16 protein-coding genes are annotated in these 16,147 nt (G+C 69.6%); 11 read left to right on the top strand and 5 right to left on the bottom strand.

What is annotated here, in order from left to right; genetic code table 11:
• Positions 1 to 186 precede the first annotated feature (186 nt).
• The gene (locus B0I31_RS36155) at positions 187 to 3,306 is read left to right on the top strand and encodes an AfsR/SARP family transcriptional regulator (RefSeq protein WP_245950694.1); all 3,120 of its coding nucleotides are present in this window, start codon (positions 187 to 189) and stop codon (positions 3,304 to 3,306) included.
• A 117-nt stretch (positions 3,307 to 3,423) separates the two neighbouring features.
• Here the strand turns inward: B0I31_RS36155 and B0I31_RS36150 are convergent, their stop codons facing one another.
• Positions 3,424 to 3,768, bottom strand: coding sequence for a winged helix-turn-helix transcriptional regulator (locus tag B0I31_RS36150; protein WP_245950693.1), 345 nt, complete (start codon positions 3,766 to 3,768; stop codon positions 3,424 to 3,426).
• A gap of 862 nt (positions 3,769 to 4,630) precedes the next feature.
• Between B0I31_RS36150 and B0I31_RS41015 the strand changes: the two genes are divergently transcribed.
• The 9 genes from B0I31_RS41015 (at position 4,631) to B0I31_RS36110 (ending at position 10,727) form a co-directional block, all read left to right on the top strand.
• On the top strand, positions 4,631 to 4,771 hold the full coding sequence (locus B0I31_RS41015; protein ID WP_181320735.1) for a hypothetical protein: 141 nt from the start codon (positions 4,631 to 4,633) through the stop codon (positions 4,769 to 4,771).
• Positions 4,772 to 4,807: 36 nt separating this feature from the next.
• Complete coding sequence (locus B0I31_RS36145; protein WP_106619896.1) at positions 4,808 to 6,016, top strand: AAA family ATPase; 1,209 nt, start codon at positions 4,808 to 4,810, stop codon at positions 6,014 to 6,016.
• A 50-nt stretch (positions 6,017 to 6,066) separates the two neighbouring features.
• The gene (locus B0I31_RS36140; protein ID WP_106619895.1) at positions 6,067 to 7,821 is read left to right on the top strand and encodes a hypothetical protein; all 1,755 of its coding nucleotides are present in this window, start codon (positions 6,067 to 6,069) and stop codon (positions 7,819 to 7,821) included.
• 77 nt (positions 7,822 to 7,898) lie between these two features.
• Positions 7,899 to 8,156: a hypothetical protein gene (locus B0I31_RS36135; protein ID WP_106619894.1), complete on the top strand. Its 258-nt coding sequence runs from the start codon at positions 7,899 to 7,901 to the stop codon at positions 8,154 to 8,156.
• A gap of 200 nt (positions 8,157 to 8,356) precedes the next feature.
• A complete protein-coding gene (locus B0I31_RS36130; protein WP_245950692.1) occupies positions 8,357 to 8,593 on the top strand; it encodes a hypothetical protein in 237 nt (78 codons plus the stop codon).
• Between the two features lie 161 nt (positions 8,594 to 8,754).
• The gene (locus B0I31_RS36125; RefSeq protein ID WP_245950691.1) at positions 8,755 to 9,390 is read left to right on the top strand and encodes a hypothetical protein; all 636 of its coding nucleotides are present in this window, start codon (positions 8,755 to 8,757) and stop codon (positions 9,388 to 9,390) included.
• A 190-nt stretch (positions 9,391 to 9,580) separates the two neighbouring features.
• Positions 9,581 to 10,015, top strand: coding sequence for a hypothetical protein (locus B0I31_RS36120; RefSeq protein WP_245950690.1), 435 nt, complete (start codon positions 9,581 to 9,583; stop codon positions 10,013 to 10,015).
• Positions 10,012 to 10,386: a hypothetical protein gene (locus B0I31_RS36115; RefSeq protein WP_181320723.1), complete on the top strand. Its 375-nt coding sequence runs from the start codon at positions 10,012 to 10,014 to the stop codon at positions 10,384 to 10,386. Before B0I31_RS36120 ends, B0I31_RS36115 begins: the two co-directional genes overlap by 4 nt.
• A 41-nt stretch (positions 10,387 to 10,427) precedes the next feature.
• Positions 10,428 to 10,727 (top strand): hypothetical protein, encoded by a 300-nt coding sequence (locus B0I31_RS36110; RefSeq protein ID WP_106619893.1) that lies wholly within the window; start codon positions 10,428 to 10,430, stop codon positions 10,725 to 10,727.
• Between the two features lie 635 nt (positions 10,728 to 11,362).
• On the opposite strand, the gene B0I31_RS36105 is transcribed toward B0I31_RS36110, so the two are convergent.
• A complete protein-coding gene (locus tag B0I31_RS36105; RefSeq protein WP_106619892.1) occupies positions 11,363 to 11,911 on the bottom strand; it encodes a MarR family transcriptional regulator in 549 nt (182 codons plus the stop codon).
• A gap of 156 nt (positions 11,912 to 12,067) precedes the next feature.
• Here B0I31_RS36105 and B0I31_RS36100 point away from each other — a divergent pair, with 156 nt between their 5' ends.
• Complete coding sequence (locus B0I31_RS36100; protein WP_106619891.1) at positions 12,068 to 12,304, top strand: hypothetical protein; 237 nt, start codon at positions 12,068 to 12,070, stop codon at positions 12,302 to 12,304.
• Between the two features lie 179 nt (positions 12,305 to 12,483).
• Here the strand turns inward: B0I31_RS36100 and B0I31_RS36095 are convergent, their stop codons facing one another.
• The 3 genes from B0I31_RS36095 to B0I31_RS41010 form a co-directional block, all read right to left on the bottom strand.
• Complete coding sequence (locus tag B0I31_RS36095) at positions 12,484 to 13,047, bottom strand: hypothetical protein (RefSeq protein ID WP_106619890.1); 564 nt, start codon at positions 13,045 to 13,047, stop codon at positions 12,484 to 12,486.
• 49 nt (positions 13,048 to 13,096) lie between these two features.
• A complete protein-coding gene (locus tag B0I31_RS40205; protein WP_146174088.1) occupies positions 13,097 to 13,633 on the bottom strand; it encodes a CHAT domain-containing protein in 537 nt (178 codons plus the stop codon).
• Positions 13,634 to 14,080: 447 nt separating this feature from the next.
• Positions 14,081 to 16,147: hypothetical protein (locus B0I31_RS41010; protein ID WP_219910976.1), on the bottom strand; the 2,067-nt coding region annotated here is incomplete at its 5' end.

Raw genomic sequence — 16,147 nt, 5'->3', positions numbered from 1 at the left:
GCCGCCCGCGGGTTCGCCTATAACCCCGCTCATCACAGCCGTGTGACCGGGCGGAGGAGCGAACACGTCCAGTTCTGAGGAAACGAGCACGTCATGGCCGCATCACCGCATCCCTCCCGCCGCAAGCCGCATCGGCCGCCGCGAACGCGAGGCCGGTTCCGCCATGGCGCCGGGCGGGTGCTCGGAGTGCTCGGGAGGCTGGTGCGCGGGCTGCTGGCGGCGGCAGTCCTGCTCGCCCTGCTGGCCGGGTTGCCGTGGGCGTTGACGCACTTCGTCGGCTGGCCGCTGCCAGACCACCTGCCCTCCTGGACGGAAGCCCAGGATGTCCTGCTCGGCCCGATGACCACGACGTTCCTGCTGGAATTCCTCGCCTGCCTGACCTGGCTCGTGTGGGCGGTCTTCGCCCTCGACATCGCCCGCTGCGCGGTCGAGATCGCCCGCGACGCGGAGATGCCCGACCTGTCGGCGGCCGGACCGGTGCACCGGATCGCGGCCGTGCTCGTCGGCGCGGTCCTGATCTCCATCCTCGGTCAACGCTCCGGCCTGCCAGCCTTGGACCCAGCCGCTGCGGACGGTGCCGCGACTGAGGTGGTGGCTACGGCTCCCGCCTGGAGCACGCCCGCCGAACAAGGGGAGTGCACCGTGGTGCGACCGGCCGTCCACAGCATGCCGTATCACCACGAGACGACCGGGATGGTCGACCCGCCTGGCCACGTGAAGTCCGCCGTGGTGCTTGCGTACAACCCCGACACCGGCGTGTACGACTCGCTGTGGTGGATGTCCGAACGCACCCTCGGCGACGGCAACCGCTGGCCGGAGATCTACACGCTCAACAAGGGCAAACCCCAACCGAATGGTGGCACCTTCACCCGCCCGGGCCTGATCTTCCCCGGCGAGGAGATGACCCTGCCCGACGACGCCACCGTCACCTCCCGACCACCCACCGCCCCGGTGCCACCACCGGCGACCCCACCCCCTGCACCCGAGCCGCCACCCAGCAGCACGACGACTCCGGCCTCCTCCACAACGCGGCCGCCCGTCTCCGCTGAAGCCCCACCGACCACTCAGACCGCACCGATCACTCAGGTTCCACCGGCGGCCCAGGCGCCGCCGAGCACAGACGCGGTGGGCGAGCCGGGGATCAGCTGGGGCGAGGAACTGTTCGTCGGTCTTGGTCTGGCCGCAGCGGTCAGCGCCGCCCTGGTCGCGGCCCGTCGGCGGAACCGACGCCGATACCAGCCAGGCAGCGGCGACCGCAGCGACCTGCCCGTCGCCCCGGTCGTCTACCAGCTGCGCCTGGCGCACCTGCGCGCCGACCACGACCACGACGACACCGGCACCGACGACGACGTGGACCTGGACTGGCCGGGCCGGCGCCCACCACACGCACCGGCATCGCCGCTCGTACTCGGCACCCATACCGACGCCGACGACGTCCCCGACGACCAAGCGCCGGTCCTGCCGGTCGGTGTGCGGGACGGCCGCGAGATCGCCGTGGACCTGGCCGCCGCGCACGGCCTCGGCCTGCTTGGCGCGGGTGCTCCCGCCGCGGTCCGTGCGCTACTCGTGACCATCCTCAGCACGGCTTTCACCGCCACGCACAGGCGGGCCACGGTCGTCGTGCCAGCCGACGACCTCGCGGTGCTGTTCGGCAGGCGCGTGGCGCAGGCACCGTTGCCGGCGGGTGTGCGGGTGGCAGCCGATCTCGACGCCGCGCTGGACATGCTGGAATCCGAGACCCTGGTGCGCGTCGGCCGGCTCCCGCTCACCGGTCGACCGTGGGGGCCTGTTGTGCTGGCTGCCCGCGCACCCGGCCGTCAGGCCCGCAGGCTGCAGGCGGTGTTGGACAACGGCTCGACCGTCGGCGTGACCGGGCTGCTGCTGGGCCAGTGGAGCGCCGGGTTGACCGCCTACGTCCGCGGCGACGGCACGATCTCCACCACCAGCCCAGGCCTCGGCGAGCCGCTGCGCGGCGCGCGCGTGTTCGGGCTGGGTGACGACCACCTCGCCGACCTGCTGGACCTGCTGCGTCACGCCGACCCGGGCGACGAGCCCGAGTTCACTGATACCGCCGGCGACGAACCGCATCCGGCTGTCGTGCCGCGTCCTCACATCGTCGTGGACGATTTCGTCACCGTCGAGCCCGTGGACACCGTGGTGGACCGCGGCGCGAGCACCGCCGATCGCGGAGACACGGTCGGCGAGGACATGCTCGCCGTGGGCACGACCCAGGCACCGGTCGCCGACACGGACCCGGAGCTGTGGGCAGCTCTCAGCAATGACGACCGGCGAGGCGATGGTCAGCTGGAGATCCTGCGCCCGGAGCCCGCGCCCGCGACGTCACCCGGTCTTCGGCTGCGTCCCGTCCAGCCTGTTCGCCACGACGCCGACCACGCAACCCGGAACACGGCTGAAGGGCACCGGCACGGTCGGCCGGCGGGGAGCCCGCCACAGGGCTCCGCAGAGTCGCGCGAGGTGTCGTCCGCGCCGTTGCGCGTCAGCGTGCTCGGGCCGCCGCGGGTGTGCTGGCGTCCCGCGCCGGCAACACCCGACGACGAGGCCGCCGAACGCGAGATCACCTCCGCGTTCCAGCCACGCCTGCGCGAACTGCTGGTCTTCCTGGCGCTGCACCCCGACGGCGCCAGCCGAGAGGCGCTCGTCGCCGCCCTGTGGGCCACGAGCCCACCGGAGCGGACCACCAACGCGATGAACACCGCGCTCTCGCGTCTACGCCGCGCCCTGGCCGCCGCAACCGGCAACGCGTTGTCCGACCTCGTGGTGGTCGGTGAAGGCCGCTACCGGCTGGACCTCGAACTGGTGGAGGTCGACTACCACCACTTCGCCGCCGCCGTGGCCGCCCGCCGCGCCGCCGTCACCGACGCCGATCGCGTCGAGGCGTACCGGCGGATCGTCGACAGCTACACCGGCCCCCTGGCCGACGGGCTTTCCACCGACTGGATCGAGACCGCACGCGAGGCCATCCGCCGCGACGCCATCGACGCCGTCGCCGCCCTGGCCCGCGCCCTGGTCGAACACGACCCACAACAGACGCTGGACCTGCTCGAAATCGCACGCGCGTTCGACCCGCACAACGAACTGATCTACCGCGACATCATGCGACTGCAGGAACGCCTCGGACAGCTCGACGCCATCCCACGCACCCTGACCCTGCTGACCACACGGCTCGCCGAGATCGACGACCGACCCACGCACCAGACCGTCGACCTGGCCGACCGGCTACGTCGCCGCCACGACGCACCCGGCGAGCCGGGGCGAGCCGACCGCGGGCGCAGCCGAGCCGGATGAACCCCGCAGGCACCCTCGTGCGCGGCGTCGGGTCACCCGACGCCGCCGCCGGCACGAGGGCGACGTCCGGCGGAGTGGAACCGGCCGTCACCGGCCGGAAAGTCGAGATCCACGACATCATCGAGAATGGCCCTCCGCACCACTGTGACGGCTGTGCGCTTGCGCCCGAGAGAGCAAATCCGGATGGATACGAGTCCACTCGATCAGAGGCTCTGCCAGCGTCAACACCTCGGCGACCGCCGGGGTCAACGAGTACGCGACTTCCGACGGAAAAGACTTATCGCAACTCTCGCGGACGATGAGACCCTGTTCACGCATCTTTTTCAATGTGCGCGCCAGAATGCTATCATGCAGTACAACGTGCTTGTCCACCCAAATCTCGTCGATGGAATCCGAGTTGACCGTGGAAAGAATCTCTACCCGATACAGCGGCCGTCCCGGAGCCACCAGGATGGCGGGCACCTACTTGTCCCCGAAAAGGTTCTTCAGGTCATACAGTCCACGAAGGACCCTGTCGTCTCGCTCCGTCACCGGCCTCCCCGTGTGCGCTGACCGGACCTCCACTGCGCCCGCTCGTCACGTCTTGCGGCAGGCTCCTCCCCGAGCCTGCCGTCGAGGCGATCGTGCCTGCTCAGCGCGACCGCTCCGTCACTCACCGCCTGCCCTGGCACAGGTCAGCCCCACTCCGATGAGATGTCACGCTGTGTAGCTGGGGTGGAGATCGACAGCGCGTACGGTCACTTCCGTTGGAGGTTCATACGGGGGATCACATTGGGGATCAGGTTGGGGATCCTGTTAGAGCGCCACCCCCTCCAGCCAGCAAAGACGCCGGTCAGAGGACTCGCAGGGGGATCCGCTGGTATCCCAGACTCGCTTGGCTACAAGCCGGTGAACACATCGGGGCGGACTGGCGACCGGCTACCTGCCCTGTCTGACTGTCGTCACCCCTGTCTCTTGACCGCGTTCTTTCTGGCTTAATTCACCCCTTCCTTATGTCCCCAAACTCCTTTCTTTTGATTCCTTACGCGTCTCCGGCTCTCGCCGCCTATTCACCTCCTGCTGCCCGTTGCGCTCTTTGACCTGCGGAAACATCTTGGCGTTCCGGTCGAAAATGTGCGGGCGCGCGCTGGTCCAATTCGCGGAATGACGACAACGGCGGCCGACCGAAAAGAGTCTTGAAAATGAGCTGCCAAACCTGTTGCATGACGCGCGGGGCAGAGTCATAATTGAATTGCCGCCGGGGGAACCGGAAACCACACCGAATACCACGCCCGGCGCGAGCCATGTCGAAAACGGGGAGCCGATTATGTGTTACGCCGACACCGTGACGAATGACGACGGAACCGCCACCGCGTTTTGCTGCTGCGGATGGTCGGCGGACCACGCCACCCCGGACGCGGCGGACGCCGACGCCGAACGGCACCAAACCGCCGCCGACGCCACCGAGTCCCCGCTCGCCGCCTGACCCGCCGCCCCCGCACACCCGAAAGGAACGCCCGCGATGACCACCCCCACCCCGCCCGCCCCGGCACCCACCACCACGCCGACCACCCCGGCGGGCGCGCCGAAACGACTCGGCAACGGCGAACTTCGCGCGATGGTCGCCAAAGTTCTCGCCGACAACGCGGGCACCGAACTCACCCCGCGCAACATCGCGCACACCCTGAATCGGTCGTCCGGGGCGGTCGGCAACGCGTGCAAAGTGTTGGCGGACCGGGGGGAGGCCGAGGTCGCCTCGACCGCCCCGCTGGCCCACCGGGCTACCGCGACCACGGCGTCCGCCGCCGCATCCACGATCACCCCCGCCCCACCACGCACGCCCCGCCCGAAAACGCCCACGCCACCCACCGCCGCGCCCACCGGTCCCGCCCCGTCCGGGACGGGTGGCACCCCCACCCGGCCGGCACGCGTGGTGACCGGTCCGGTGAAACGCCCGAACGGGATGGACTACCACCCCCGGATGCTGGCCGGAATGCCGGACGTGACCGCGCTGCAACGGTTCCGGGACGCCGGGGTCGCCGCCCTGTTGTACGGACCGCCCGGCACGGGGAAGACCTCGGTGGTCGAGGCCGCCTTCCCGGACCTGTTGACGGTTCAGGGCGACGGGGACACCACGGTCGCCGACTTCGTGGGCGAGTACACCCAGACCGACGACGGCCGCTACGTGTTCGTCCACGGTCCGCTGGTCCGCGCGATGCGCGAGGGCGTGCCGCTGTTCATCGACGACGCCACCCTGATCCCGCCGACCGTGCTCGCCGTGGTCTACCCCGCGATGGACGGACGCCGCCAGATCGTGATCAAGGCCAACGGCGGCGAGGTCGTGAATGCCGCGCCCGGGTTCTACGTGGTCGCCGGACACAACCCCGGCGTGCACGGCGCGATCCTCACCGACGCCCTGTCGTCCCGGTTCTCCGCGCAGATCCACGTGGTCACCGACTACGACCTCGCGACCCAACTCAAGATCGACAAGCGGGCGGTCAAGGTCGCGCGCAACCTCGCCACCCGACAGGCCAACGGCGAGATCGGCTGGGCACCCCAGCTGCGGGAGCTGATCGCGTTTCAGAAGATCGCGGGCGTGGTCGGGGCGGAAGCCGCCGCCGGGAACCTCGTGGGCATCGCGCCGGAAGAGGACCGCGAGATCGTCGCCGCCACCGTCAAGGCCGTATTCGGCACCACCGTGGCACCCCTGGCACTCGGTGCCCGCATCTGACCCGACCCGCCACCGACCACCCACGCCGCCCGTCCGGAAAGGACACCGCGATGACCGCCCACCTCGTAGCCGACCCCGACGCGACCGGTGCCGCCGTGTTCCCCGCCCGCCCCGAATGGCTGACGCTGTCCACCGCGCTCGCCGACGAGGTCGAGATCATCGCCGACCGCGAGGACCTGCTGGTCACCATCGCGCCCGGCGCGGGCGGCGGTGCCCCGGCGTGTTTCTACCCCGCCCGCGCGCTGATCGAGGTCGACGGCACCCACCTCGGCGTGGACCCCGCCACCGTGGACCCCGCCAACCTCGCCGACCGCGCCCGCTACGCCACCACGTGGGGACTGCTCACGCATGAGTGCGGGCACGCCAAACACACCGCATGGGACGTGCCGGAGGGCACCCCGCCCGCCGTTGCAGAGGCCGCCATGCTGCTGGAAGAGCCGCGCATGGAAGCCGCGCAGGTGCGCCGCCGCCCCGACGACCGGCGCTGGTTGCGCGCGTCCGCCACCAACCTGATCCTCGCCGACACCGACGCGACCAACCCCGCCCGCGCACCGCAAATGACCAAAGCCGACGCCGCGCACACCGCCGCGCTGCTGCTGGCACGGGTGGACGGCGGCATCCTCACCGCCACCGAAACCGCCCCGGTCGCCGCCATGGTCGAGAACATCCTCGGCGCGGACCTGTTGACCGAGTTGCGCGGACTGTGGCGCGAAGCGCTCAACACCGCCGACGACGACGCCGACACGATGATCGACCTCGGGCGGCGGTGGTGTCAGGCAATCGGCACCGACCCCGACAACCCCGACCCCGGCGCGGACCCCGACGCGTCCGGCACCCCCGACCCGTCCGGCGTGCCCTCACCGCTGACCCAAGCCATCGGGCAGGCGTTGGCCAACGTCGCGCTCGCGGTGGCGCATGAGATCCCGCCGCAGGACCCCGCCGCTGTGGCGGAGGCACGGCAAGCCGCCGAGGACGCCGCTCACGAGGCCAACGAGGCAACCGCCCGGACGGTGTTCGCCGGGGCGTACCACAACCCCAAGGGCTACGGTGCCACCGCCACGGCGGGCACCCGCCCGCCCACCGCCGCCGAACGCACCGCCTCTCGTGTCCTCGCCCGCGCGCTGTCCACCGCCGGAGTCCGGGAACGGGTCGCGGTCAAGTCCACCTCGCCGATCCCGCCGGGACGGCTGCGGATGCGCGGCGCACTCGCCGCCGACGCCCAACGCGCTGCCGGGGCGACCGTGACCGCCGAACCGTTCACCCGCACCGCCCGACTCGTCACCCCCGGCCCGCCGCTACGGCTGGGCATCGCGTGCGACGTGTCCGGCTCGATGGGCTACCTGCGCCGCCCGGTCGCCTCGACCGCATGGATGCTCGCCCACGCCGGGCACCGCGCCACCGTCCCGGTCACCACCGCCACGGTGATCTACGGCGCGCACGTTCGCCCGATCACCCACCCCGGCACCGTCCCGGACCTGGTGACCGAATTCGAGGCCGACGACGGCTCCCACGACCTCGCAGCCGCCACCGCCGCCCTCGACGGCGCGCTCGGACTGTCCCACCCCGGCGCGGCACGCCTGCTGGTCATCGTGTCCGACGGGCACTACGAACCCGACGAACGCGCCGCCGGACGCGCACAGGTCGACCGGTTGCGCGCGTCCGGGTGCGCCGTGCTGTGGCTGACCACCGACGACCGCGACGACCCCTTCGACGGCGTGACCGTGCACAAGCTGACCAGCCCCACCGCCACCGCCCAAGCCATCGGACGCGCCGCCACGGCCGCCCTGCGCGCGACCGGCCGCTAACCCCACCGGTCCGGGCGGGACGCCCTACCCGGACCGCCCACCCCGCGCACCAACTCACGACCACGAGGTGACCCGTCATGACCTACAAACACCCCAAGACCGTGGGCGACCTGATCGCCGCCCTGTCCGGCTACGACCCCGCCACGCCGCTGCGGATCGCCGCCCAACCCGGCTACCCGATGGAGCACCTTCTCGCGCGGGTGGTGTGCACCCCCGACGACGCCGAGTCGTGGGGCGTCCGGCCGACCGACCCGCCCGTGGTGTGGCTCGGCACCGGTGAGCAGGTCGGCTACCTGCCCGCGATCGCCGCCGACGCCCTCGGGTGGTCGGCATGACCACCACCTCCACCGTGCTCGCGGAGCTGCCCTCGGCCGGGGGCGAGGCCGCGGCGCCGGGGCCAAAGGGCCACACCGAAGGAGAAAGCCGATGACCGCACCCAACCCGCCTGAGGTCGAAGTCGTCGCGCGCAGCTTCACCGAGAACGGCTGCACCGTGACCTCGATCATCTACGACCCCGCCGACGCCCAACAGAATCTTGTACGGCACCTTCACCCGCGACGGCGTACTCGTCGGCAGCTACTACTGCGCCGACCGCATCCGCCAACGGGACTGGCGGATCGTCACCGCCGACGGTCACGACCTCACCGTCGACGGCACTCCCGTCCGGCCGCCGGACGAAGGCTCCGCCGTCATCGTGCTGACCACCATCCTCGCCGCACCCAAGCACGAGATCAGCCAGCGCCTCCGGGACGCGACCCGCCCGCCCCGGTGACCTCGAACCACCCGTCCATCTGGAGGACAGCCATGACCGCGCACCACGGCGCGACGCCGCCGCCACTTCCCGGCACACTGCCACCCGAGACCGTGTTGCTCGCGCCTGCCGTTCCGCCCGCCGTGCCGATGCGCCCGCCCGCCGGGGCGTGAGGTCTCGCCGTGATCGCCGTGCGGACCACCGACACCGCCGACCTGCTCGCAGAGGTGTGGCTACCCGAGCCGCCGCCCGCCACCCTGCACGCCGGGGACGTCGTGGTGCGCCTGCACACCTCGACCGCCGACCCCGCGATGACCGATGTCGAGGTCCTCGCCGCGATGCAGGGCGAGTGGCGCACCGTGGGCACCTGGGAGGGGGCGGACGCGCGCTGGCCGCACGAGGTCGCCACGACGGTGCTCGTGCACATGCGCTACCTCGCCGACGCCGCCCTCCAGGACGTGCAGTGGGCGACGATGACCGGGCCGATCGCCGCCGCCATGCCCGACTGGCTCTCGCACGGACTCGGCCTCGCCGGCGAGCCCGCGGCCTCGGCGCCTCGCCGCGCAGCCGACGGTCTCGCCGAGCTGCTTGAGGCGGGACTGCTCGACGAGGGCGAGCAGGTCGTACTCGACGGGCACACCGCCACCGTCGGGGCAGGCGGGGTTCTGCACCACGGACCGGACGAGTTTGCCGTGTCGACCGTCAATGCCCTCGCCACCCAACTCTGCGACTTCACCGCGAACGGCTGGCACCTGTGGCGGCGCGTCCGCGACAACCGCCTGCTGGCCGACCTGCGCACCGAACTCCCCCGCCGTTGAACCCGACCACCCGGAAGGACTCCGAGATGACCAGCACGATGACCGAACGAGACGAGACCCCGGCATCAGCTCGCAGCGCTACCACCACACCCGCACCGTCGAGATCGCCGGACGCACCGTCCGAGCCCATGTCGAACGCGACTTCTACATCAACCAGAGCCGCGCCGTCGCCGACGTCCTCAACGACCAGATGACCTGGACCATGCTCGCCGCCGCCGCGCCCAGCGACTGGTGGCACAACACCCCGACACCAGGACCTGACATCGATGACCCCGCCCGGTTCCTCAGCCCCGTCACCGAACGCCTCCTCCAGCGCGCCGCCAAGATCCTCGCCACCCCGCCGACCACACACACCATCTCGCCACACCTGCACGGCGCGATCAGCGCGCTCGTGGCGACCAGCTACGGCTACGACGTCGAGCACCGCATCGACCCCGACGAGATCACCTGGGCCTACACCCACGGCGGTGCGCTGCACATCATCGAACACCCGGACGGCAGCGTCACCTTCACCAAGCACCACCGCGAGGACTGCCCCTTCATCACCAGCCGGGGCGCGCAGGAGTGCGACGAAGACTGCTACTTCCCACACCCCGCCGACGTCGAGCGCGAACCCGGCCGATGATCCCCACGACCGCCGACTTCTACGACGAAACCGGACGCCGTGCCCGCTGGCTGGGAGCCCTCCACGGCAACGCCGACCCCGAAACCCTGCGGGACCTCGACACCGGCCGACTCATGCTGGAAGCCACGGACCCGACGACGTTCGCCGACGCCGTACTCGACCTGCTCGACGCGTTCACCGAACAGGGCCTCGGACAAAGTCACCCTCCCCGCGACGGCTGGCCGTGGTCATGGCCGGACAGCCGCAGCACCGACTGGATCTACCTCTTCGACCGAGGTCGCGCGTGGGTGATCACCGGCCGCATTTGGAGCTACGCGATGCCGCGAGTTGACCACCCGCCACAACGACCCGCAGCGACCGGGCACGCCTAACCCGAACCCGCCCAAGACAAGACCGAAAGGCACGACGGCACATGTCCGACCTCCTAGACCTCTCCGCACCCCGACCGCAGTGCCCGGACTGCGAGGTCGCCACCGGCCAGCCACACGTCGAGGGTTGCGACGTGGCCAGGTGCCTTCGCACCGGACTTCAACGCCTGAGCTGCGAGCACGAACACGACTGCGGCAAGGACACCTGGTCCGGCCGCTGGCCCGGCGAGGTCGACTGCGAACGCTTCGGCTGGATGATCGGCCCCGGCCTACCCGACCTCAACCGGCTTCTCACCGAGGCGACGTGGAACCCCGCCACCGAACAATGGGACGCCGTCTCCTAGCCGATCCGCACCACCCACCCAACCTCAGCGGGGCGGCCACGCACGCCACGCCCCACCCACCAGCGGCCCCCAACGGGTCGCTGGTCGGCCTTCACGACCAGCCATACGGCCACCACCGTGCCAGCATCGACCCGCACAACATCGCGGGCTGCAACGCCTCCGCCTCGCCCTCCGTTGAACGGCCCGGCCCCTGGGAAGGGCACCCAACCCTTGTTTCGCCGGCCGAGGTAAAAGTGTGCGCCGAGAGAGGGCTATAGAGGACGAGCTCGGGGTGAACATCCGCATGGTGCCCCACGGGGGGGGGCTCCCTAACTCGCTGCGGCACGAACCGGTGCGGAAGTTCTTGCGGGAAGTAGGGCGTGCCTGCTCGCCTGCTATCGGCTCGCCCCCGCGATAACGGCCAGCGGCTACTTCCGCACCATCGAATGTCAAGCATGCCGACGATTTGCACGGATCGCGACAGCCACGATCGAACGCATAGGGTCGTCCCCCCTGCTGTCAGCCCCTGCCCGCCGTTGGCGACATACAACCCGGAAACCCCTACACAGGAGGGTGAACCGCCGGACGCCGTCGTGCCCCCAACGATGATCCGTTGGAGGCACGCGACGAGATGGACCGCCCGACACCGGGGACGGCTACTCCATTGTCGCCGCAGTCATCGCGGCGAGGGAGTACTTCTTCGGCTTGTCACTGGTTCGCACGACGTAGCCGCTCTCGACTAGCTTCTCCAGGGCGTTGTGTACCGCACCAGAGGATCGGTCCAACGCCTTGCCGATCGCGTTCGGACTGAACTCGCCCGAGTTGTCCCGCAGGTAGTCCTCGACCATGCCGCGCAACGCCCCCGGTGCCAACCGCTGAGACTTCTCCGAATGCATCCTCGGCTGGTCGTCGGTCGACTGGTCGTCCGTGGGCTGGTCGTCCGTGGTGATGGACCAGCGGTCGGCGGGACGGGAACCGCCGTCGGCGATCCCGGCGGTGCGGGCAACGAGGCCGTCCTTCTCCCAGCGGGTGAGGATCTTGGGTGCGGTCGACTTGCCGATCCCGGCGGCGGTGGACAGGGCGGTGGCGGTGCTACCGGGGTTGTTCCGGAGTGCCTGCCACAGCTTCTCCTCAGTCTCCGTGCTCGGTTTCGCCGTGTCGGTCTCCGGAGTGGGGACAGCGCGAAGGGTGCGGTTGGTGGACATGACTACCTCACAGTGGTGACGGTTCGGATTGGGTGGTCATGCCCCGGCCGGGAGCGTGTACGGCCCCCCGGTGCGCATCCGGTGGTGTGTCGGGCCGCACGACTATGGACGCTTCCTTCGGCGCATGAAGTCAAGCGGTACATCGGAATCGGATGGGTGCTCGTGGACCACGACTCCGATCTGCGCGGGCACACCTGGGCGATGCTCGTGCTCGACATGGACATCCTGGACCAGATCGATCCCGACACCGCCGCTCAGGTCGCCTTGTTCGCCGGGATCTGGCTCGCCGACCAGCCACCCGCCGAACTCCACGACGGCGACCTCGTCATCCGCCCACTCCCACCCGGGCAGGAACACCGTATGCACGGCGACAACCACGTTGCCGACGGTTGAGGCTCTTCTCGCCTACCGAGGCCAATGGATGCCCGTCGGGCAATGGGCGGGATTGAACGAGCGCGTCGGACCGCCCGACCGTGGTGGGGCGGTCCGACTATGTGCACTCACGAAGGACTCGTCATGGCTGAACCTGAAGTCTCGACGGACCTGCGTGTTGGGTGCCGTGTCGTCGGTCCTCAGGTAGAGATCTTCAGATTGTTGATGCTGCGTCGCCACATGAGTGTTATTGCGGCGAGTAGGGCGAGGTAGACGGTTGAGGGCAGGATGATCCAGGTGTGGAGGTGTCGGGTAGCTTTGACGAGCATGAGGCCCGTGTAGAGCGGGTAGATGAGGCCGATGCCGCCGTAGGCGATGAGGGTGGCGACGGTAACGACCCGTGGTGCGGTGTGGATGTTGGTGGCGCGTTCGGTCGCGGAGGTGCCTATGTGGGTGTGGTCGACGTCATGGGTGTCGGTGGTTCTTGTGGTGGTGAGGAGTGCTTCTTCAAGGATGAGGATGCTGTGGGCGCGGATGGCGGCGAGGTTGAGCAATAGGGCGTGGAAGGCCGCGATGCAGAGCAGCGGCAGGGGCAGGAGGGCGATGGCCCAGTGGAGGAGGTCGAGTTTGTCGTAGAAGGCGACGGTGCCGATCAGATAGGTGACCGCGGCGCCCATGGTGGCCAGGCTGATGGTGAAGTTGGTGGCCCGGTCGGCACGGTCGGACTGGTAGATGGCGGTGAGCACGTGTATGCGGTCGGACATGAGGCTCCGTGGCGTGGACGTATGCGGCGGGATGGGCGGGGTGGCCTGGTCAGTCGTGGTCGGTGGGGAACGGGGCGAGGTCTGGTTCGCCGATCATGCGTGGTCGTGAGTCGGGCGGGATGTGGTGGCCCGCCGCGGTGGCGACGGACACGGGCAGACCGCGTGCGAGGGTGCGGTAGAACCCATCGCTGAAGATGCGAGCCTGGTCGTCATCGAACGTGTTCGGCCAATACACGACCGCGGGACACCACTCGGCGATCTCGATTGCGAGCTTGTACGTGGCGCATGAGTTGAGTACCGCTATTCGCGGTGGCGGGCCGTGGCGAAGGGCTTGACCGATGTCCTCCTGGTCGACCCAGTGTGTGTAGCCGTCGAGTCTAAACGCAAGTGCTCCATGCGCTGTGTGGGCGGCTAGGTGAAGTATCGTTGGTCTTTCGGTCGTTAGGAAGCCGGCGAGTTCGCTCGGCGCCGCGCAGGAGCGTTCGACTACGTGGATGGTGCTGAGTTCCAAGGCTTGCCGGATGGCGGAGATTTCGTGGTCGAGGCGATTGTTCCCCGGCTGTGCATCACCGGTGGCGATCAGCACGCGCCGACTGCTTTCCCGTTGTGGACGGCGCACGGGAATGATCGTGAATCCGTGGCCGGCAGGCGTGGATGGGAGGATCGTCGGAATGAACCGCTCACGTGATCTTTCCCAGGTCGTTGTGTGGACTGCCGTGGTCGGCTCGCCGTGGCCGGGGGCGATGAGCCTCGACCGGGCGGGCTGCGGGGGAAGGTAGGCGGGTTTCCTCGCTTCCGTGGTGGAAGGGCGCCGGGGAGGCGCTGTGCGTCGCCAACGGCGCAGGGTGCCCGGCGCAACGGCCAGCGCGACGCAAATCCTGCGCCATGAGACGCCGTCACGGTTGAGCCGTTGAGCGTGGTGTACGACGACCGCGACTGCCTCGCGCCGGTCAGCGGAGGATGGTGCGAGCCGGACTGTCCGGGCGAGGTGGGCAAGCCACGCGACCTCCGCGGTGGTGGGGGAACGCACTCCTCACCTCGTGCCGTCTCGGCCGTTCGGTTCCAGCCGCCGCGCCAGCTCTGTCAGCAGTGCGGCGGCCGAAATCTCACGTGCGGCGATGCGTCGCAGGCGAAGGGCGCCCGCACTGCGTTGGGTGCTTGTTCCCTCTGCGGCGGCCCGGTCGATCAGGCTCGACGCGTGGCTGTGGTGGGGATGATCGGGGCGTAGTGCTGCGCTGACAGCCAGGAGGTAGGCCCCTGTGAACGGGGTGCTCGCAAGGTCCGGCGCGGCGAGCAGGAGGTCGTCGAGGGTCCCGAGGTCGAGTCGGTCGAGACAGGCCATGGCCTGGTCGGCGGCAACGATGTGATCGGTGATCGAGTCGTAGATGTCGTCGATGTCGCCGAGCGCGCGGGTTGTGGCCAGTCGGATGATCGCCAGGTGTTGCCTGCCCGCCGGGCTTTCGGACACAGCTTGCAGGAAACCCAGCGTGCGTGGGTCGGTCAGTAGGCCGGGATTCTCGCGGGCGATCTGCCGGGATTGCTGCCAAGTGCGGGTCGTCAACCACGCGACGAGCGCGTCCTGGTGGGCGTGGAGGTCACGCTGCGCAGCCAACACGGATTCGGCATCGCCATGTGCGCGAATCTGTGCGACGAGCTCATGGAGCTGCTCGAGCTGCTCGATTTCTGGGTAGAGGATCAGCGCCAGGTCAAGTTCCCTGCCGTGGTCGGAGAGCAGTCCGTCCATGTGCAGGCGCACGAGTGCTTCCCTCGTAGCCCAATCGGATGCTGAGATCCACTGGTCCAGCGTGTCAATGGTGGCGTCCGACAGGGGTTCCAGGACCCAGCCGGGGAGGCGCTCTCGGAGCGTCTGCTTTACCGCGGGGTCGGTACGGCCTATTTGAGTCGCCATCGATCGGATTTCCCGTCGGGCGAGACCGGCTTGCCTCAGGTCATCGGATCGATCAGCTGCAGTGACGGCCAAGCGAAGGTCGTCGATCACTTCGGATTCAATTCCGGCCGACCGGTCGTCGGGGTGTTCGATTCGCCACTGAGCGCGTGCCGCCAAGAGACGCGCGCGCAGGCCATCCGGTGTTTTCTTCCCTCCGTCGTCGAATACGGCCAGTGCGCCGGCCCGGTCCCCGACCTCGCTACGCAGGTTGGCCTGGTTGTTCAACGACCCGGCGAGGCCGGGCAGGAAAGCACCGGGATTACCCTCGGCCAGTTGGCGGTAGTGGGTGACCGCCTCGTCGATAGCGGCCAGCGCACCGCCCCGATCCCCGACCTCGCGACGCCGGTTGGCCTGGTTGTTCAACGACCCGGCGAGGTCGGGCAGGAAAGCACCGGGATTACCCTCGGCCAGTTGGCGGTAGTGGGTGACCGCCTCGTCGATAGCGGCCAGCGCACCAACCCGGTCCCCGACCTCGCTACGGGAAGCGGCCTGGCTGTTCAACGACATGGCGAGGCCGGGCAGGAAAGCACCGGGATTACCCTCGGCCAGTTGGCGGTAGTGGGTGACCGCCTCGTCGATAGCGGCCAGCGCACCGCCCCGATCCCCGACCTCGCTACGGGAAGCGGCCTGGTTGTTCAACGACATGGCGAGGTCGGGCTGGAAAGCTCCGGGGTTACCCTCGGCCAGTTGGCGGTAGTGGGTGACCGCCTCGTCGATAGCGGCCAGCGCACCGCCCCGATCCCCGACCTCGCTACGCAGGTTGGCCTGGTTGTTCAACGACCCGGCGAGGTCGGGCAGGAAAGCACCGGGATTACCCTCGGCCAGTTGGCGGCGCAGCAGGACGGCTTCGTCGACGGCGGCCAGCGCACCAACCCGGTCCCCGACCTCGATACGGGAAGCGGCCTGGCTGTTCAACGACCCGGCGAGGCCGGGCAGGAAAGCACCGGGATTACCCTCGGCCAGTTGGCGGTAGTGGGTGACCGCCTCGTCGATAGCGGCCAGCGCACCGCCCCGATCCCCGACCTCGCGACGCCGGTTGGCCTGGTTGTTCAACGACCCGGCGAGGTCGGGCAGGAAAGCACCGGGATTACCCTCGGCCAGTTGGCGGTAGTGGGTGACCGCCTCGTCGATAGCGGCCAGCGCACCGCCCCG

This window comes from Saccharothrix carnea (assembly GCF_003014735.1).
In the GTDB taxonomy this organism is placed as follows: Bacteria; Actinomycetota; Actinomycetes; order Mycobacteriales; family Pseudonocardiaceae; genus Actinosynnema; species Actinosynnema carneum.
The sequence above is the reverse complement of the archived record's forward strand: the minus strand, read 5'-3'. Positions and strand labels throughout refer to the sequence as shown.